We start from the raw sequence: 17168 nt of genomic DNA, 5'->3' as shown, positions 1-17168 counted from the left end.
CCCGTCTTCCACAGGCTGATCGCAAACGGAAAGAAGCCAATCGTCGCCCTCACAGCCCTCATGCGAAAGATCGTCGTCATCCTCAACGCCAGAACGAGAGACCACCTCAACGATATGAGTTGATGACAGCGGAGCGTGGGGTTTCCTGCCGGCGTGTTTTCGCGCCCTTTAGCGCGTGTGGCGCGAGAGGGTGAGCTGCACCACGAACATCGCCCAGACCATGTTGGCGCGGCGGCGGTCACCGGCGAGGAAATCGTCCCAGAACAGGCGCACCAGCTCCTCGTCGAGCAGGCCGAGGCGGGCGATCTGCGCGGGCGAGAACATGTCCTCGGCGAGCGGGCGCAGCGGGCCCTTGAGCCAGTCGGCGCTCGGAATGCCGAAGCCGCGCTTCGGCCGGTCCCACAGGGCGGCGGGGACATAGCGGCCGAGCACCTGCCTGACCACGCCCTTGCGCTGGCCGCCCATCAGCCGCACCCGGTCGGGCAGCGACAGCGCAAAGCGCACCACGGCGGGATCGAGGAAGGGCACGCGGGTTTCCAGCGCATGCGCCATCGCCGCGCGGTCGACCTTCACCAGGATGTCGTCGGGCAGGTAGTGGACGAGGTCGAGCAGGCTCGCCTGTTCCAGCACGCTCCAGCCGGTTTCCTGCGCCACCGTGTCGGCGAGCGGATGGGTCTCGCGCGCGCTGCCGGGCACCAGCCGGTGGGCGGTGTCCATCAGCGTGAACTTGCGCTCATAGGCGGCGACCGCCGAACGGGCGGTCAGGCCGGCGAGCTTTTCCTCCAGCCGCAGGCGCAGGCCGGCCGGGCTCTTGCGGCCGATCCGCGACAGGCCGAGCCGCTCGGCCGGGGCGACGAGGCCGGTAAGCTGGGCCGAGACATAGGCGCGGCGGGCGGCGCGGCCGATGCGGGCCGACAAGGTGCCCTGCCACTGCCGGTCGATGGAATGATAGCGGCCATAGCCGGCGAACAGTTCGTCGGCGGCATCGCCCGACAGGCTGACCGTGACGCGGCTGCGGGCGAAGCGGGCGACCATGTAGGTCGGCAGTTGCGACTGGTCGGTGAACGGCTCGTCGTAGACGTCCGGCATCTTCTCGACGAGGTCGCGCGCCTCCTCGCCGGTGAGATAGATCTCGTTGTGGCGGGTGCCGAGGTGACCCGCGACGGCGCGGGCGAACTCCGCCTCGTTGGTGGCCTCGTCGTGGAAGCCGAGGGAGAAGGTCTCGACCGGCACGGCGCTCAGCGACTGCATCATCGCGGCGATGGTGGAGGAATCGATGCCGCCCGACAGGAAGGCGCCGAGCGGCACGTCGGAAATCATCTGCCGGGCGACGGAGGCGCGCAGCAGTTCGTCGAGCTGGTCGACGGCCTCCGCATCGCTCCCCGAAAAGCGGTTGCGGCGGGCGATACGCGCCTCTTCCAGCGTGTCCCACCAGGGAGTGACGCGCCAGCGCTCGGGGGGGAGCGCGTCCGCGTCGATCTCGACGATGGTGCCGGGCGCGATCTTCACCGCCTGGGTGAAGGCGGTGCGCGGGGCGGGGATATAGCCGTGGCGCAGGCACAGGGCGATGGCCTGGCGGTCGATCTCGCCGGTCCAGGCGGGATGGGTGCGCAGCGCCTTGATCTCCGAGGCGAAGGCGATCTCGCCGCCGAACAGGCCGACATGCAGCGGCTTTTCGCCGAAACGGTCGCGGGCGAGCGACAGCACCCGGCGCTCGCGGTCCCACAGGGCGATGGCGAACATGCCGGCGGTGCGCTTGAGGGTTTCGGTAAGGCCCCATGCGCGGATGCCGGCGAGCAGCACCTCGGTGTCGGAATGGCCGCGCCAGTCGGGCGCAAGGCCGGCCTCCTCCAATTCGCGGCGCAGCTCGAGATAATTGTAGATCTCGCCATTGTAGGAGATGACGTAGCGGCCGCAGGGCGAATGCATCGGCTGGGCGCCGGCCGGGCTGAGGTCGAGGATCGACAGGCGGCGATGGACGAGGCCGATGCCGGCCTCGGCATCGCGCCAGACATCGCCGGCGTCGGGGCCGCGATGGCGGATCGCCTCGCCCATGGCGGCAAGCGCGGCGGGCGCGAGGGCGGGCGAGCCGAGAGGGGCATAGATGCCGGCAATTCCGCACATCGGAAGGCGCTCCAGCGAGACAGCGAGAAAGACGAACGGGCCGAGAAAGACGAACGGCCGCGCTACTCGGCCGCCTGGGCCGTGTGGGTCATATGGGAGGCGTCGGCGCGGCCGATCCAGCGGTCGAGGAAGGCGTCGAGCCAGGCCTTTACCGCCGGATCGAAGGCGAAGCGGCCGGCGAAATGGTCGCGCCGGTTGCGGGCACCGGGCAGGGCCATGCGCGGGGCGCCGCGCGTCGTCCAGCGCACCATCATCTGATAGGTCAGCTCGGGATGGAACTGGATGCCATAGGCGCAGGGGCCGACGCGGATCGCCTGGTTGGGATAGGTGTCGCCGGTGGCGAGCAGTTCGGCGCCGGCGGGCAGGTCGAAGCCCTCGCGGTGCCACTGATAGACCTTGCCCGGCCATTTCGGCATGAGCTGCCTGCCGGCCTCGGTCGCTTCCAGGTCGTAATAGCCGATCTCGACGAGCCCGTCGTCATGGCCGTAGACGCGGGCACCGAGATTGCGCGCCAGCATCTGGGCGCCGAGGCAGATGCCGAGGAACGGCTTTTCCTCGCGCAGCGGCACGTCGAGCCAGTCGGTCTCGCGGGCGATAAAGGCGTCGGTGTCGTTGGCGCTCATCGGCCCGCCGAAGACGACGACGCCGGCATGGCCGGCGAGGGTCTCCGGCAGGAGGTCGCCGAAGCGCGGCCGGCGGATGTCGAGGGCAAAGCCCCGGCGCAGCAGCTCCTGCCCGACACGGCCGGGCGTCGAGGTTTCCTGATGCAGGACGACGAGCACCTTCGGTCGTTCGGCCGGCTCTTTGGGATCGGGGATCATGTCGCCAGTTTATATCGCAATGCGGCAGGGCGTCGAGAGGGCAGCCGGTCAGGCATCGTCGGCCCCCTCGCCGGAGCCGGTGGGGGCATCGCCGGCGACCTTGCGGCGCAGGGCCAGCCGGTCGCGCGAGGAAATGCCGAGCAGTTCGGCGACGCGCCAGATCGTGTTGTCCTCGAATTCGTGGACGACGCCGTCGGCATAGACCAGCTCCCACATCATCTCGATGATCTTCAGCCGCCCCTCCAGGTCGAGGCTGCGTTTGAGCACCGAGGTGAAGCCGTAGAGGTCGACCGCCTCGTTGTCGCGCCGGGTCGCGGCCTTGATCAGGTCGCCGGTCATCTCGGGGGTCAACTGGTAATTGGCGCGCAGCACCTCGGTCAGCGCCGCCCGCTCCGTGTCGTCGACGACGCCGTCGACGGAAATCACATGCACGAGCAAGGCCGCCGCCGCGAGGCGGTGGTCGTCCTCGGCGAAGACGAGCTCGCCGCTTTCGCCCGTCACCGCGCCGCGCAGAAACCGCTTCAAAGCCGAAAACATATCCCCTCCGGTGCCGTCCGCAACCGGGCCAGCATCGGCAATCCGGCGGAAAATGTCCATGCCGCACTGGTCCCGGCCCGCAGCCGCCGCGGCGAACCCTTTGCCGCGCGGGCGATCGCGCCATTCTGTCGACACGCTTTGGCGTAGACTGGCGCTGATTCGTCCATCGGGAGACTTGGTTTGAAACGCGCGCTCGCGGGCCTTGGCAGCCTGCTCTTCCTCCTGCTGGCCACCGCCTTCGTGGTGCCGCTGCTCCTGCCCAAGGATGCGATCCGCGACGAACTGGTGAGCCAGATCGAGGAGCGGACCGGCTGGCGGCTGCGCCTCGACGGGCCGGTCGGCCTGTCCTTGCTGCCCGGCTTCCGGATGAGCGCGGAGAATGTCGGCATCGCCGCCGGCGGCGCGGGGGAGATCCTGCGCGCCGGCACGGTGGATTTCGGCCTTGCCTGGCAGGGCCTGTTCGGCGGCGACATCCGGCTGACCCATGTGCGGCTCGACGCGCCGGTGGTCAGCATCGAGATCGACGAGGCGGGGCGGCCGAACTGGGCCGCCGACAGGCCGCTGGCGGCGGCGGCGGTGGCGACGAACGATACCGGCGCCAGCACGTCGGGCAGCCGTTCGGGCGGCAATTCGGGCGGCTTCCCGGCCGACCGCTGGAGCGCGGCGACGCAGGCGATCGCCGACAGCAATGGCGAGACGGCGCCGCAGACGCGGGCGGCAACGGTGGCGGCGGCGGGCAGCGAGGCGCGGGTGCCGGCGGAGGGCGCGGCGCCGGCCATCGGCGACATCGCCCGCGACGGCATGGCGCTGGCGCGCATCGGCGTCGACCGGCTGGAAATCGCCGGCGGCCGGCTGATCTATTCCGACCGCCGCGACGGCACCCGCCACGAGGCGGACGATCTCAACCTGGTGCTGAGCCTGCCCTCGCTCTCCGACGCGCTGACGCTGGAGGGCGGGCTCGGGTTTCGCGGCGTGGCGATGCAGCTTGCCGGAACGGTGGCGGCGCCGATGCGGCTCGCCAATGGCGGCGCCTCGGCGGTCGACCTGACGCTGAGTGCGGCGGGCGCGCAGACCCGTGTCGTCGGCGAGGTGGCGCCGCAGGACCGCAGCCGCCTGCGGATCACCGCCGAGGGCAAGGAACTGGGCGCGACGCTGGCCGCCTTCGGCACCAGCCTGCCGCGCGAGCCCGGCGCCTATCGGCTGAGCGCCGACGTGGCGGCAAGCCCGGAGACCATCGAGATCAGCGCGCTGGAGGCGCAACTGGCCGGCGCGAGCCTGCGCTCGACGGCGACCGTCGCGCTGGCCGGCGAGCCGGAGGTGAGCGGCCGGCTGGAGATCGCCGAGGCGCGGCTGGAGACGCTGCTGGCGCTGGCCGGACGCGGCGAGGAGGCGCGCGGCACGCTGGGCGGATCGCTGCGCTTTGCCGCGCGCGGCGCGGACACCGCGGCGCTGCTCGGATCGCTCGACGCCTCGGGCCGGCTGTCGCTGGCCGGCGGCGGCATTTCCGGCCTGTCGCTGCCCTCGCCGATCGGCGACGATGCGGCGGCGCGGCGGATCGAGGACCTGGCGGTCGCCATCGACTTCGCCGGCCTCGACGCGCCGGTGTCGGTGAGCGGCGGGCTGACCTGGCGGGGCGATGCCTTCCGCATCGAGGGATCGGCGACGCCGGCGCTGGCGATGGCCGGCATGCCGACGCCGCTGACGCTGCGGCTCGCCGGATCGCAGGTGGCGATCGGCTATGAGGGCAGCGTCGCGCCGTCCGGCTCGGTCGACGGCAATGTGGTGCTGGAAACGCGGGACTTGCGCGCGCTGGCCGCATGGCTCGGCACGCCGCTGGCGCCGGGCGGCGGGCTCGGCCCGTTCTCCTTCTCCGGCCGGCTGGCGGCGGGCGAGCAGGGGCTGCGCTTCACCGGCGCGCAGATCCGGCTCGACGACACGACCGGGCGCGGCGAGGGCGAGTTGCGCCTCGGCGCAAGGCCGAAGCTGACGGCGCGGCTCGAGCTCGACCGGCTGGGGCTCGATCCCTATCGGGCCGCCACCGACCATGCCGGGAGCGGGCGCAGCGAGGCGCGGGTGCCGGGGGCGGAAGGAAGCTCGTGGAGCCGGGTGCCGATCGACCTGTCGGGGCTGAAGGCGCTGGATGCGGAGCTGTCGCTGTCGGCCAGGCAGATCGTGCGCGACACGCTGGAGATCGGGCCGAGCCGGCTGGACCTCAAGCTGGCGGACGGACGGCTGTCGGCGGAGCTTGCCGAGATGGCGCTCTATGGCGGCCAGGGCAGCGGCGTGCTGGTGATCGACGGCTCGCAGCAGGTGCCGGAACTGGCGGCGCGCTTCACCTTGAGCGATCTGAGCGCGCGCCCGTTCCTGACCGCGATCGCCGGGTTCGGCTGGATCGAGGGTCGGGTGACGAGTGCGCTCGATGTGCGCACGCGCGGGGTCAGCCAGTACGAACTGGTCTCCGGCCTCGACGGCACCGCCCGTTTCGACTTCGCCGACGGAGCGATCCGCGGCATCAACATTCCCCGCATGGTGCGCGGCCTGACGGTGGACACGCTGCTCGGCTGGGCCTCGAACGAGACGCAGAAGACGGACTTCTCGGCGCTGGGCGCCAGTTTCGCGATCACCCGGGGCATCGCCGCGACCGAGGACCTGGCGCTGATCGGACCCCTGGTGCGGATGAGCGGCACGGGCCGGGTCGACATGCCCGAGCGGATGCTGGACTGGCGGCTGGAGCCGCGCGTGGTGCCGAGCCTGGAGGGCGGGGCGCCGGTGCCGCTGGCCAAGGGCGAGGCGCGCGAGCTGGAAGGGCTCGGCGTGCCGGTGATCGTGCGCGGATCCTGGGACCGGCCGCAGATCTATCCCGACATCAAGGGCATCCTGGAAAACCCGCAGGCGGCGCTGAAGCAGCTCGAAAGCCTGGGCGGCGGGCTGTTCAAGTCGGTGCAGCAGGCGCGCTCGCCGCGCGAGGCGCTGACCGGCGCCGCCAACGAGGCGATCAGCCGGGCGACCGGCGGCAACACCACTATCGACGTGCAGAAGGTGCTCGACGGCAAGGTCGACGACCAGGAGGTGCTGGAGGCGGTGGAACAGGGCTTCGGCCTGCCGTCCGGCTTTCTCGGCTCGTTCGGCATCGGCCGGCGGCAGCGCCAGGAAGAGGCGCCGCAGCAGGGCGCGCCGATCGAGTAACCGAGATCGAACACCCGGCAGCCGGCGGGTGTCGGCGGGTCAGCCGCGCCAGAAGCGGCGGGCGCGGCGGGTCTCGTCCCACAGGGCGCGGGCATTGTCGAAGGCATGGGCGGCGCGCGCCTCGTGCCAGCCGAGCACGAAGCCGGCGGCCAGCGCCGTCTCCACCGGCGGCTTGCGGTCGCCGGCGGCGATCAGCCCGGCGAGCTTGCCGGCCATCACCACGTCGTTGAGATAGCCGAAGACATCCTGCAGGGCCTTGAGGCGGGCGAGGAACGGCTTGACCTTGCGCGCCGGGAAGGCGGAACGGAAGAACTCCACCGCATAGCGCAGCTTCTTCAGCTCCTTGCGCAGATCGTGGCGCTCTTCCAATGTCAGCTTGTCGATGCGCGCGGCGAGGCGGGCGGCGGCTTTCCAGCGCTTCTCCAGCGCCTCGGCGGCGAAGGGGCCGACGGTTGCCTCCGGTTTCGCCTCCGCCTTCGTGTCTGGCGTCATGTCTGTTTTCATGTCTGTTCTCGGGGCCTCGTCCCCGCCCTGGCGCCATCCGGCGCCATGGGCCAGCGCACCGAGGCGGAACAGCAGCGCGTTGACGGCGGGGCCGGCGAGCTGCTCGCGCAACGCCTTGCGCACCGCGCGGCGCTCCGCCTCGATCCGGCGGGCGAGGCCGGCATCGTCCAGAAGCGCGGTGTCGGGGCCGAGACGGGCGACGGCCATGGCCGGCTCGACGATCTCCTCCACCAGCACGTCGAGGTCGCGCAATTCGCCGACGCTGAGCGCGAGATCGCGGGCGGCGGCATCGAGCGCCCGCCGCTCGTCGGCATCGATCAGCGGCTGATGCACCTTCAGCGCGCTGCGCAAGCGGCGCAGGCCGACGCGCAACTGGTGCGGCCCTTCCGGATCGTCGCGCTCCAGCACCGCGTCGCGGTTGCCGGCGATCTGGTCCATGCAGGACAGGAGAATGGCGCGGAAGGCCGGGGCGAGCCCGGTCCAGGGGGGCAGTTCGGCCTCGCAGGCGGTGACGGGCGCGGTCCCGGTCTCGTCGCCGGCGGCCAGTGCATAGCCGCGGCCGGCCTTGCTGAGCCGCGAGAAACGGGCGCCGGCAAGGGCGGGAAGGCTGCCGGCGAGGGCGAACAGGGCGGCGGGATCGCCGGATTTCAGCTCCAGCTCGGCCTCGAACAGCGGCTGGACCGCCTCGCCGGCGCGGATCTCGCCGGCATCGAGCGCCATTTCGATGCAGGTCTCGTCGCCCTCGCGGCGGAAGACGCGGGTGGTGCGCCGCATGACCGTCTCGAAGGCGGGGGCGAGCGGTTCGCCGTCGATCACCTGCCACAGGCCCTGGCGCATCGCCGGCTCGCGGATCAGGGTGAGGTCGGGGGCGGGGCCGGCGACCTCCGCCTCGGCCTCGCGCGGGCGCGACAGGCCGCCGGTGACGCCGGTGCCGGCCTTGACCGTCTGCACCCATTTGCGCCCGACCCGGCGCACCCTGAGCGACCATTTCGCCCGGCGCAGGGCATGGCCGGGCGTGTCGAAATAGATCGAGCGCAGGGCGCGGGTCGTCGCTGGCTCGGCGGTGAAGCCGGGCGGGGCCGGCGCGGCCCTCAGCTTGCGCAGATCCGCCTTGGCAAGCTCCAGCTTCAGTTCGACTTCCCGCTGCGCGTCCATTGCCTCGCCCGTGGTTGTTGTTCTTGCGGCCCGCCAGTCTGCGGCATCCTTCACGATGGCTGTAGCCGGTTTCGAAAAGCCTGTCCAGAAAGGCGCGCTGAGTGCGCCTTAATTTGCCGGCTTACCCGCCGCCCGCTTGAGCCGGACCGGTTTTTGGTGTCTGCTGCCGCGGCTGGAAACGCCGGGAGGAGGCGGTGATGGCGATACGCGAATTCGAGACGACGCGGGGCTTCCGCATCGGGGCGGCGGCGGTGGTGCTGGTGCTGGCGGTGATCGCGGTGGTGCTGGTGGTCGACAACCAGCGGCGGCAGGCGGAACTGACCCATGTGCGGATCGCCGGCGGCGGCTTCCTGTTCTACTACCGGCTCGGCGAGATCCGCGCCGGGATCACCGTGGTGGTGCAGAAGCCGACGCCGTCGCAATCGCGGCTGCTGGCGCGGTTCGAGGACCCGGCCGGCGGCGCGCCGATCGAGGTGGAGACGCGGCTGCGCCACGGCGAGCAGCGCTACGGGCTGGAAACGCCGCCGCTCACCGGCGTCGTCAAGGGCAAGCCCTATCAGGTGGAGCTGCTGCTCTACGCCTATGGCGGGCGCGAGCCGATGGAGGTGCAGCGCACCACGCTGGTCAGCGAGCTGGACGCGGACGCCTCGCCCGACGGGCCGCTGACGGTGGGGCCGGGCTACCACCGGCCGCCAAAACCGGAAACAGAACCGGAAACGGGGCCGGAAGCGGGGCCGGAAACGGTTCCGGGCGGGGCTACTTTAGAAAAGTCACAAAAAGCGGAGCCGTATTGATCTGCGTCAAGGGCGCCGGCGCGCGGCCGCCTAAACTCGCGGTGACACAGGACGGGTGTCGAGAGCTAACCGATCACGAGAGAGGCCAGCTATGCCCCGTTATATCACCGCCCTGTTGGCATGTTCCACGGCCCTTGCCGTCCTGAACGGGCCGGCCGTGGCGAACGAGTTGCGCGATGCCGCGCTCGAAGTGTTCAAGCCCCTGCCTTCGACGGTTCCGGCTGTGCGCGACAACCCGATCACGCCGGAGAAGATCTTCCTCGGCAAGGCGCTGTTCTTCGACCCGCGCCTGTCGGCCTCGGGCGTGTTTTCCTGTAATTCCTGCCACAACCTGGCGACCGGCGGCGACGACAACCTGGAGACGTCGATCGGCCATGGCTGGCAGAAGGGTCCGCGCAACGCGCCGACCGTGCTGAACTCGGTGTTCAACGAGGCGCAGTTCTGGGACGGCCGCGCCGAGGATCTGAAGGAACAGGCCAAGGGGCCGGTGCAGGCCGGCGTCGAGATGGCCAACACGCCGGAGCAGGTGGTGGCGACGCTGGTGTCGATGCCCGACTACGTGACCTGGTTCGAGACCGCCTTCCCCGGCGAAGCTGAGCCGGTGACCTTCGACAACATGGCCAAGGCGATCGAGGCCTTCGAGGCGACATTGATCACCCCGGCGCCGTTCGACGCCTTCCTCAACGGCGACGACGCCGCCCTGAGCGATGTGCAGAAGGCCGGGCTGGAGCTGTTCATGGACAAGGGCTGCGCCGCCTGCCACAACGGCATCAATGTCGGCGGCACCGGCTACTACCCCTTCGGCGTGGTGCAGAAGCCGGGCGCCGAGGTGCTGCCCGAGGGCGACAAGGGTCGCTTCGAGGTGACCAAGACGGCGGACGATTCCTACGTCTTCCGCGCCAGCCCGCTGCGCAACATCGCGGTGACCGCGCCGTATTTCCACTCCGGCAAGGTGTGGGACCTCAAGGAGGCGGTGGCGATCATGGGCTCCTCGCAGCTCGGCGAGGAGCTGAACGACGAAGAAGCGGTGGCGATCACCGCCTTCCTGCACTCGCTGACCGGCAAGATGCCGGAAATCACCTATCCGGTGCTGCCGCCGGAGACCGCCACGACGCCGCGCCCCTCGGGCGAGGTGATCACCAAGTAGCGGCTCGGGCCTGAGGACAGATGCGGCGTGACTTGGCGGGCGGGAACGGTGACGTTTCCGCCCGCTTCACCGTCGCCCGCTTCACCGTCGCCCGCTTCACTGTCGCCCGCTGCACTGTTGCAGGCTGCGCCTAGGAGGCCGGCCGGTGCCGCGGCGCCTCCACCGCCGGCACCGCGCCGGCGGCGACTTCGCCCGGCTGGCGGCCATAGCTGCCGAAGCGGGCGATCACCTCGTCCATCTGCGTGTCGGTGAGGATCGCCGGTTCGCCGGCCGTCAGGGCGATGACATATTGCCGGCACAGGGTCTCGACCTCGCCGGCCAGCCACAGCGCCTTGTCGAGGGTCGGGCCGAAGCAGATCATCCCGTGATTGGCGAGCAGGCAGGCGCTGCGCCCCTCCAGCGCCGCCAGCATCGCCCGCGACAGCTCGCGCGTGCCGAAAGTGGCGTAGTCGGCGGTGCGCAGGGTGCGCCCGCCGGCGACCGCGATCATGTAGTGGAACGGCGGGATCTCGCGGCGCAGGCAGGACAGCGCCGTCGCATGGACCGAATGGGTGTGGACGACGGCGCCGGCCTCGGGGCGGGTGGCGTAGATGTCGAAATGCATCCGCCACTCGGAGGAGGGCAGCCAGTCGCCCGAATAGCTCTCGTCGAAATGCACCGGCACCACCTGCTCGGGCCGCATCGCCTCGTAAGGGATGCCCGAGGGCGTCACCAGGAAGCCCTCGCCGTGGCGCAGGCTGATATTGCCGGCGGTGCCCTGGTTGAGGCCGGTGGCGTTCATCTTCAGGCAGGCGTCGATGATGGCGCGGCGGGCGGCAAGGTCGTCGGCTGGACCGTCGGCAAGGTCTTGGGGGGAAAGCATGGCGTCCTCCTGTGTTTCCGGCGAGGGCGATGCGGCAGAGCGGCGCGGGCGAAAACGGCTGCGCGAAAAACGGCGGCGCGAGAAACAAAGGCCGATGGTGCCCCCGGTCCGACTCGAACGGACACTCCGGTTAGGGAAACGGATTTTGAGTCCGTCGCGTCTACCAATTCCGCCACGGGGGCCCGCGGGAAACGGCGCGATCATAGCCGGCGCGCTTGCCCCGTCAATTGAAACATGACGCTTGTCCCGTGCCGGATCGCGGTTGCGGCCGCTGCGGAAGTCGGATGACAAGTCGCCCGCTTCCGGTTAATGAGGCGGCATGTTGCGCCGCCTCTACGATTGGACCATGTCGCTCGCCTCGGGCCGCCACGCACCGGCGGCGCTCGGGGCCGTGTCCTTCGCCGAAAGCTCTTTCTTCCCGATCCCGCCGGACATCCTGCTGATCCCGATGGTGATCGCGCAGCGCGCCCGCGCCTTCGCCTATGCGGCGCTGTGCACCGTGACCTCGGTGGTGGGCGGGGCGGCGGGCTATGCCATCGGCGCCTTCCTGTTCGTGCAGATGGCCGAGCCGATCCTGACCTTCTACGGCTATCTGGACAAGTTCGAGACCTTCCGCGGCAATTTCAACGAATACGGCGCCTGGATCGTCTTCATCGCCGGCGTGACCCCGTTCCCCTACAAGGTGATCACCATCGCCAGCGGCGCGACGGGGCTGAGCCTGCCGGTGTTCATGCTGGCGAGCGTGCTGGCGCGGGGCCTGCGCTTCTTCGCCGTCGCCGGCCTGCTCTATCTGTTCGGGCCGCCGATCCGGCATTTCATCGAGCAGCGGCTCGGCCTCGTCTTCACGGTCTTCGTGGTCGGCCTTGTCGGCGGCTTCGCGCTGATCCGCTACCTGTGAGCCGGAGGGCCTGACGATGAGCGATCCCGCAACCACCGCCCGGCGCCTGGTGCTGCTGCTGCTCGCCGGCGGCCTTGCCTCGATCCTGACGGCCTGGGGCTTCCAGACGATCGGCGGCTATGTGCCCTGCAAGCTGTGCCTGGAACAGCGCATCCCCTATTATGTCGGCCTGCCGCTGGCGCTGCTGGCGCTGGTCGCGATGCTGCGCCCGCTGCCGGCGGCGGCGCGGCGCCTTGCGGTGACCGGGCTGCTCGTCGCCGTTGCGGCGATCTTCGCCTGGGGCGCCGGCCTTGGCGCCTATCAGGCCGGCGCCGAATGGGGCTTCTGGACCGGGCCGATGGACTGCGGCGGCGGCGGCGGCATGACCGATTCGGCCGCCAACATGCTGAACGCCCTGCGCTCCACCCGGGTGGTGAGCTGCACCGAGGCGAGCTGGCGGATGCTCGGCCTGTCCTTCGCCGGCTGGAACGCGGTGATCTCGGCCGGCATCGCCGTGCTGGCGCTGGCGGGCGCTTGGGCATGGCGGCGGGGGAGTGCGGCGTGAGCGGCAAGGACCCGCGCGAGGAAGCTCGCCGCCGCGAGGCGCGGTCGGTGCTGGACCGGGCCGAGCGGGAGAGCGAGACCGTGCTGCGCAGCACCTTCGAGGGCGCGCATAGAAGCAAGGCGGGCGGCGGGGGCGAGGAGGACGACGCCATCGAGCGGCTCGGCCGGAAGATCGGCCGCGGCGCCGGGGCCGTCTTCGCGCTCGGCCTCGTCGCCTATCTGGTGTGGACCTATCTGTGACCGCTTTGGCGTCGCGATAGGCCGGCACCGCAACAGGGAGCACGCCGTGGGATCACGTTTCGCAGGAGCGGGGGGCGAGGCACGGGCCTGGGCCGGCGCGGTGGCGCCGGATCTCGCCGAATTCGAGCGGCTGGCGGCGCTGGCCTTCGCCGAACTGCCGCAGGAGATCCTCGACTTGTGCGGCGATATCGAGATCCGGGTGGCGGACTTCGCCGACGACGACGCGCTGGACGCGGTCGGCGTCGAGGATGCGTTCGAGCTGATGGGCCTATTCGAGGGCATCGGCCTGGCGCAGGGCGGGGCGGAGGCGTTCAGCGGCCGCATGCCGAACCGGGTCTGGCTCTATCGCCGCGCCATCCTCGACTACTGGTGCGCCTATGAGGAGCCGCTCGGCGCCATCATCAGCCATGTGCTGATCCACGAGATCGGCCACCATTTCGGCCTGTCCGACGACGACATGGACGCGATCGAGGCGGCGGCCGACTGAGCCGCGCGCCCGCCATCGTTTCGCACACGCATCCGGCTCAGGCCGCCGGCAGCAGCCCCTCCTCGAAGGTCTTGCCGATCGCCCGGCGCGCCATCATGTGCGAGCGGGGATGGTTGATACTGTCGACGGCGAGCAGCCTTCCCGCGCCGAGATAGGCGACAAAGAAGGAGCCGGAGGCCGGATCGCCGACGGTGCGGGCCTCGTCATGGTCCTGCGACAGGCCGGCGATCTGCAGCTTGACCGCATATTGGTCGGACCAGAACCACGGCACCGGATCGTAATGCACCTCCTGGCCGAGGATCGCGGCGGCGACCGCCTTGGCCTGATCGATGGCGTTCTGCACGCTTTCGAGGCGAATCGAGCGGCCATAGAGGGCGGAGTGGAAGCGGGTGCAGTCGCCGGCCGCATGGACCAGCGGATCGGAGGTGGCGCCGCTGTCGTCGACCAGGATGCCGTCGCCGGTGGCAAGGCCGCAGGCGGCCGCCAGCTCGTCATTGGGCATCGCGCCGACGGCGACCAGGACGATGTCGCAGGGCACCTCGCCGCCGCCGGCAAGCTGCACGCCCGTGACGCGCCCGCTCCCGGAAAAGCCGGTGATGCCGGTGCCGAGCATCAGCCGGACGCCCTTGTCCGTATGGAGCTGCTGGAACCAGGCGGAAACGGCGGGCGAGACCACCCGCTTCATCACCCGGTCCTGCGCCTCGATCACCGTGACCTCGTGGCCCATGGCGCGGGCGACGGCGGCGACCTCCAGCCCGATATAGCCGCCGCCGATGATGGCGACGCGGCCGGGTTCGCGCAGCAGCGGGCGCATCGCCTCGACATCGGAAATCTTGCGCAGGGTGACGACGCCGGGCAGCTCAGTGCCGGCCAGCGGCAGCGGGCGCGGCCGGGTGCCGGTGGCAAGGATCAGCCGGTCATAGGGCAGCCGCTCGCCGCCGGCGAGCAGCACCGTGCGCGCCTGCCGGTCGATCGCCTCGACCAGTTTGCCGAAATGGCAGTCGATGGCGTTCTGCTCGTAGAAGCTGGCCGGGCGCAGGTGCAGCGCCGCGTCGTCGATCTCGCCGGCCAGATGCTTCTTCGACAGGGGCGGGCGCTGATAGGGCGGATGCGGCTCCTCGCCGACCAGCGCGATGCGCCCGCCGAAACCGCCGGCACGGAGCGACTGGACGGCCTGGGCCGCGGCCTGGCCGGCGCCGACGATGACGATACTGTCCTGCATGGGGCTGTCCTGAATGGGGCTGTCCGGCATGGGAATTCCTTCGGCAAGCGGGCAAGGCGGGCAGGGGAGGCCGAGGTTGGCGCCTGCCGCCCGTCCGGCACGGCGCCCGCACGCCATATGTGACCAGAAACCGGCCGCAGGCAATGGCGGGGCGCGGGCAACGGGCCGGGAGCTGTGGGGCGAAGAGGACGATGAGGAGGAGAAGGGGGCAATGTGGGGGGCGCTCGGCCCCCCGAGGCGTGCCGCGCGCGATCAGGCGGCGCGCACGCCCTCCAGGAAGGAGGCGATCTCCTTGCGCAGCACCCGGGCCTGCTGGCCGAGCGTGCCGGACAGGTCGCCGACCATCTCGCCGGTGCCGCGGGCATGATCGGTGGCGCCGGTGACCCGCCCCATCGCCTCGGCGCCGGAGCCGGAGCGCTCCGAGGCGCGCGCGACATTCGAGGTGATCTCGCGCAGGGCGATGCTCTGCTGGCCGACGGCGGCGGCGACCGAGCCGGCGATGTCGTTCATCTGGACGATGATCTGCTCGACATCGCCGATCGCCATCACCGCATTGGCCGAGGCCTGCTGGATCGCCTCGACCTGCTTGGCGATGTCCTGGGTGGCCTGGGCGGTCTGGCTGGCAAGGTCCTTGACCTCGGCGGCGACGACCGCGAAGCCCCGGCCATGCTCGCCGGCGCGGGCGGCCTCGATGGTGGCGTTGAGGGCCAGCAGGTTGGTCTGGTTGGCGATCTCGCGGATCAGGCCCATGACCTCGCCGATCCGGTCGGCGGTGCGCGACAGCTCGCTCATGCTCGATCCGGTGTCGCGGGCGCTGGCCACGGCCTTTTCCGCCACCTGGGTGGAGCGGTTGGCCTGGTCGGCGATCTCGGCGATGGAGACGTTGAGCTCTTCCGAGGCCGAGGCGGCGGAGGTGACGGCGTCGGCGGCGACCCGCACCGCGTCGCCGGCAATGGTCGCTTCCTCGGCGGCGCGGTTCGCTGCCTCGTCGAGCGTGCCGGAGGCGCCGGCGAGTTCCTCGGAGGCCTGGTCGAGGCGGGCGAGCGCCTCGCCGACGGTCGCCTCGAAACCGGCGATCAACTGGTCGAGATGGCGCATGCGGCTGTCGCGGGCGGCATTGTCCGCTTCCTGCGAGGCGGCGAGCCGGGCGCGCTCCAGCGCATTGTCGCGGAACACGGCGACGCTGGCGGCCATGGCGTCGAGCTCGGTGCGGCCGCGCGCGTCCGGCAGGTCGATGTCGGTTTCGCCGGCGGCCAGCCGGTCCATCGCCTGCCGCAGCGCGGCGAGCGGGCCGGAAATCGAGGCGCCGATGACGATGCTGGCGACGAGCAGCACGGCGACGGTGAGGCCCATGATCACCAGCATGGTCAGGGAGGCGATGTCGCGGCCCCTGTCGAGGGCGCTCGCCGCCTCCGCCTGGCCGGCATCGGCCGCCGCCTTGAGCTGGGCGAGATAGGGGGGCAGCACGTCGAAGAAGGCCTCGAGTTTTTCCACGAGCGCCGTGTGTTCGCCGCCGGCGCCGGTGAAGCTGTCGAAGGCCTCGCGATAGGCGGCAAGGATGCCGGTCAGCTCGGCGGCGACCGCCTCGTCGAGGCCGGCGCGGGAGAGCGCGCGCTCGACGCGGGCGGCGGCGACCTCGAAATTGCCGAGATTGATGTCGCTGCGGTCGAGCAGATAGGCCTTCTCGCTGCGCTGCAGGTCGACGCCGGCAAAGGCGAGGCGCTCGGTCTCGGGGCCGCGCTTGAAGCGGGCCTGCTGCTGGACGCCGGAGACGAGGGCATCGCCGTTCCCGGTCAGCGCCTTGCCGGAGCCGCCCTCGCTGTCGGTCAGGCCGAGGCGCTGCTGGATCGCATGCAGGTCGCGGAAGGTGGTCTCGATATCGCCGAGAACGCCGGAAACCTGGGCGATCTGCGCGCCATAGGGCGCGGCGACGGCGAGGCCGCGGACCCGGTCGAGCTGCTCGCGGGCGGTGACGACCTGGCCGGTGAAGCCGCGGTAGAGGGCGGCAGAGGGTTCGGCGAGATAGGTCTTCTCGGTGATCCGCATGGCATTGGCGGTGGTCGACAGGTCGGCGACCGTGCCGGCGAGGTCGGAAAAGCCCTCGGCCGTCTCGAAGGCGGTCTCGACGCTGGCCTGGCTCCACCAGAACACGCCGCCGATGGCGGCAAGACCGGTCATGGTGACGGCGATGAGAGCAAAAATCCTGATGCGGACCGATAGTCGCCCGATTAAGGTCGACATCGACGCGATACCCCGGAAGCGCGACACTGGATTACCTCGACTTGTCAACTCCTGCCCTAGGTCGTGAACTCATAATTCTGCCGAGAAACGGTATGCCCGAACCCGATCGGATACAAGGAGCAAGACCGCAGGAAACCATTAGGTTTTCAAGGGCTTGCGACGCTGTTGCCGGCGGGTTCCGACATACCCGAAGGGCGCCGTTCGAGCTTCGATCTGCGGCGTCGGATCGCTCGGCCGGGGGGCCTGCCCCGGCCATCGCGCTCCTCCTGGCATATCTTTGCCCGAACGGACGCCGTTTCCGGCACAATTATGAGTCCACGACCTAGGCAAAGGTCGGCGAGGAAAGTTAACATTCACTCACCATGTAGCGGCCGTGCTGCACCATTTCCCGTTGCAACCGGGTGCAA

The 17168-nt window shown here is 70.6% G+C and carries 14 protein-coding genes and 1 tRNA gene; 7 read left to right on the top strand and 8 right to left on the bottom strand.

The window, feature by feature from the left end:
- Window positions 1-168: 168 nt before the first annotated feature.
- The 3 genes from asnB to TSB10GB4_RS20935 all read right to left on the bottom strand — a co-directional run bounded on the left by asnB (window position 169) and on the right by TSB10GB4_RS20935 (window position 3482).
- Complete coding sequence (gene asnB, locus TSB10GB4_RS20945) at window positions 169-2124, bottom strand: asparagine synthase (glutamine-hydrolyzing) (RefSeq protein WP_186397312.1); 1956 nt, start codon at window positions 2122-2124, stop codon at window positions 169-171.
- 62 nt (window positions 2125-2186) lie between these two features.
- The gene (locus TSB10GB4_RS20940; RefSeq protein ID WP_186397311.1) at window positions 2187-2945 is read right to left on the bottom strand and encodes a glutamine amidotransferase; all 759 of its coding nucleotides are present in this window, start codon (window positions 2943-2945) and stop codon (window positions 2187-2189) included.
- A 48-nt stretch (window positions 2946-2993) separates the two neighbouring features.
- Window positions 2994-3482 (bottom strand): TerB family tellurite resistance protein, encoded by a 489-nt coding sequence (locus TSB10GB4_RS20935; RefSeq protein ID WP_186397310.1) that lies wholly within the window; start codon window positions 3480-3482, stop codon window positions 2994-2996.
- 180 nt (window positions 3483-3662) lie between these two features.
- Between TSB10GB4_RS20935 and TSB10GB4_RS20930 the strand changes: the two genes are divergently transcribed.
- Window positions 3663-6668 carry an AsmA family protein gene (locus TSB10GB4_RS20930; protein WP_186397309.1) on the top strand — a complete coding sequence of 1002 codons (3006 nt, stop codon included), beginning with the start codon at window positions 3663-3665 and terminating at the stop codon, window positions 6666-6668.
- A 39-nt stretch (window positions 6669-6707) separates the two neighbouring features.
- Here the strand turns inward: TSB10GB4_RS20930 and TSB10GB4_RS20925 are convergent, their stop codons facing one another.
- Entirely contained in the window at window positions 6708-8327 is a 1620-nt protein-coding gene (locus TSB10GB4_RS20925) for a CYTH and CHAD domain-containing protein (protein WP_186397308.1), read from the bottom strand.
- Between the two features lie 197 nt (window positions 8328-8524).
- On the opposite strand from TSB10GB4_RS20925, the gene TSB10GB4_RS20920 reads away from it, so the two are divergent.
- Together TSB10GB4_RS20920 and TSB10GB4_RS20915 are read left to right on the top strand one after the other, a co-directional pair.
- Window positions 8525-9121 carry a hypothetical protein gene (locus tag TSB10GB4_RS20920; RefSeq protein WP_186397307.1) on the top strand — a complete coding sequence of 199 codons (597 nt, stop codon included), beginning with the start codon at window positions 8525-8527 and terminating at the stop codon, window positions 9119-9121.
- Between the two features lie 91 nt (window positions 9122-9212).
- Window positions 9213-10268 (top strand): cytochrome-c peroxidase, encoded by a 1056-nt coding sequence (locus tag TSB10GB4_RS20915; protein WP_186397306.1) that lies wholly within the window; start codon window positions 9213-9215, stop codon window positions 10266-10268.
- A gap of 130 nt (window positions 10269-10398) precedes the next feature.
- On the opposite strand, the gene TSB10GB4_RS20910 is transcribed toward TSB10GB4_RS20915, so the two are convergent.
- Window positions 10399-11130, bottom strand: a complete 732-nt coding sequence (locus TSB10GB4_RS20910) for a class II aldolase/adducin family protein (RefSeq protein ID WP_186397305.1) — start codon at window positions 11128-11130, stop codon at window positions 10399-10401.
- A gap of 95 nt (window positions 11131-11225) precedes the next feature.
- Window positions 11226-11312, bottom strand: a tRNA-Leu gene (locus TSB10GB4_RS20905).
- A 137-nt stretch (window positions 11313-11449) separates the two neighbouring features.
- Between TSB10GB4_RS20905 and TSB10GB4_RS20900 the strand changes: the two genes are divergently transcribed.
- The 4 genes from TSB10GB4_RS20900 to TSB10GB4_RS20885 are packed head-to-tail and all read left to right on the top strand — an operon-like array spanning window position 11450 to window position 13298.
- Window positions 11450-12028, top strand: coding sequence for a YqaA family protein (locus TSB10GB4_RS20900; RefSeq protein ID WP_186397304.1), 579 nt, complete (start codon window positions 11450-11452; stop codon window positions 12026-12028).
- A 16-nt stretch (window positions 12029-12044) separates the two neighbouring features.
- A complete protein-coding gene (locus TSB10GB4_RS20895; RefSeq protein WP_186397303.1) occupies window positions 12045-12572 on the top strand; it encodes a disulfide bond formation protein B in 528 nt (175 codons plus the stop codon).
- Window positions 12569-12811: a hypothetical protein gene (locus TSB10GB4_RS20890; RefSeq protein ID WP_208984912.1), complete on the top strand. Its 243-nt coding sequence runs from the start codon at window positions 12569-12571 to the stop codon at window positions 12809-12811. The genes TSB10GB4_RS20895 and TSB10GB4_RS20890 overlap by 4 nt, the downstream gene beginning before the upstream one ends.
- Window positions 12812-12857: 46 nt before the next feature.
- Entirely contained in the window at window positions 12858-13298 is a 441-nt protein-coding gene (locus TSB10GB4_RS20885; protein WP_186397301.1) for a metallopeptidase family protein, read from the top strand.
- Window positions 13299-13335: 37 nt separating this feature from the next.
- Here the strand turns inward: TSB10GB4_RS20885 and TSB10GB4_RS20880 are convergent, their stop codons facing one another.
- Both TSB10GB4_RS20880 and TSB10GB4_RS20875 read right to left on the bottom strand, forming a co-directional pair.
- Window positions 13336-14520 carry an NAD(P)/FAD-dependent oxidoreductase gene (locus tag TSB10GB4_RS20880; RefSeq protein WP_186397300.1) on the bottom strand — a complete coding sequence of 395 codons (1185 nt, stop codon included), beginning with the start codon at window positions 14518-14520 and terminating at the stop codon, window positions 13336-13338.
- Between the two features lie 252 nt (window positions 14521-14772).
- Window positions 14773-16698, bottom strand: coding sequence for a methyl-accepting chemotaxis protein (locus TSB10GB4_RS20875; RefSeq protein ID WP_186397299.1), 1926 nt, complete (start codon window positions 16696-16698; stop codon window positions 14773-14775).
- Window positions 16699-17168 lie beyond the last annotated feature (470 nt).

The sequence above is a fragment of the Stappia sp. TSB10GB4 genome (assembly GCF_900185745.1).
Classification (GTDB): Bacteria; Pseudomonadota; Alphaproteobacteria; order Rhizobiales; family Stappiaceae; genus Stappia.
Note: the sequence above shows the minus strand (reverse complement) of the source record. Positions and strands in the feature narration are given on the sequence as shown.

Bases quoted from the DNA above. Each gene is read 5' to 3' on its own strand.
- TSB10GB4_RS20925 (WP_186397308.1), bottom strand. From the start codon at position 8,327: ATGGACGCGCAGCGGGAAGTCGAACTGAAGCTGGAGCTTGCCAAGGCG.
- TSB10GB4_RS20880 (WP_186397300.1), bottom strand. From the start codon at position 14,520: ATGCAGGACAGTATCGTCATCGTCGGCGCCGGCCAGGCCGCGGCCCAG.
- TSB10GB4_RS20935 (WP_186397310.1), bottom strand. From the start codon at position 3,482: ATGTTTTCGGCTTTGAAGCGGTTTCTGCGCGGCGCGGTGACGGGCGAA.
- asnB (WP_186397312.1), bottom strand. From the start codon at position 2,124: ATGTGCGGAATTGCCGGCATCTATGCCCCTCTCGGCTCGCCCGCCCTC.
- TSB10GB4_RS20900 (WP_186397304.1), top strand. From the start codon at position 11,450: ATGTTGCGCCGCCTCTACGATTGGACCATGTCGCTCGCCTCGGGCCGC.
- TSB10GB4_RS20895 (WP_186397303.1), top strand. From the start codon at position 12,045: ATGAGCGATCCCGCAACCACCGCCCGGCGCCTGGTGCTGCTGCTGCTC.
- TSB10GB4_RS20875 (WP_186397299.1), bottom strand. From the start codon at position 16,698: ATGACCGGTCTTGCCGCCATCGGCGGCGTGTTCTGGTGGAGCCAGGCC.
- TSB10GB4_RS20915 (WP_186397306.1), top strand. From the start codon at position 9,213: ATGCCCCGTTATATCACCGCCCTGTTGGCATGTTCCACGGCCCTTGCC.
- TSB10GB4_RS20910 (WP_186397305.1), bottom strand. From the start codon at position 11,130: ATGCTTTCCCCCCAAGACCTTGCCGACGGTCCAGCCGACGACCTTGCC.
- TSB10GB4_RS20920 (WP_186397307.1), top strand. From the start codon at position 8,525: ATGGCGATACGCGAATTCGAGACGACGCGGGGCTTCCGCATCGGGGCG.
- TSB10GB4_RS20940 (WP_186397311.1), bottom strand. From the start codon at position 2,945: ATGATCCCCGATCCCAAAGAGCCGGCCGAACGACCGAAGGTGCTCGTC.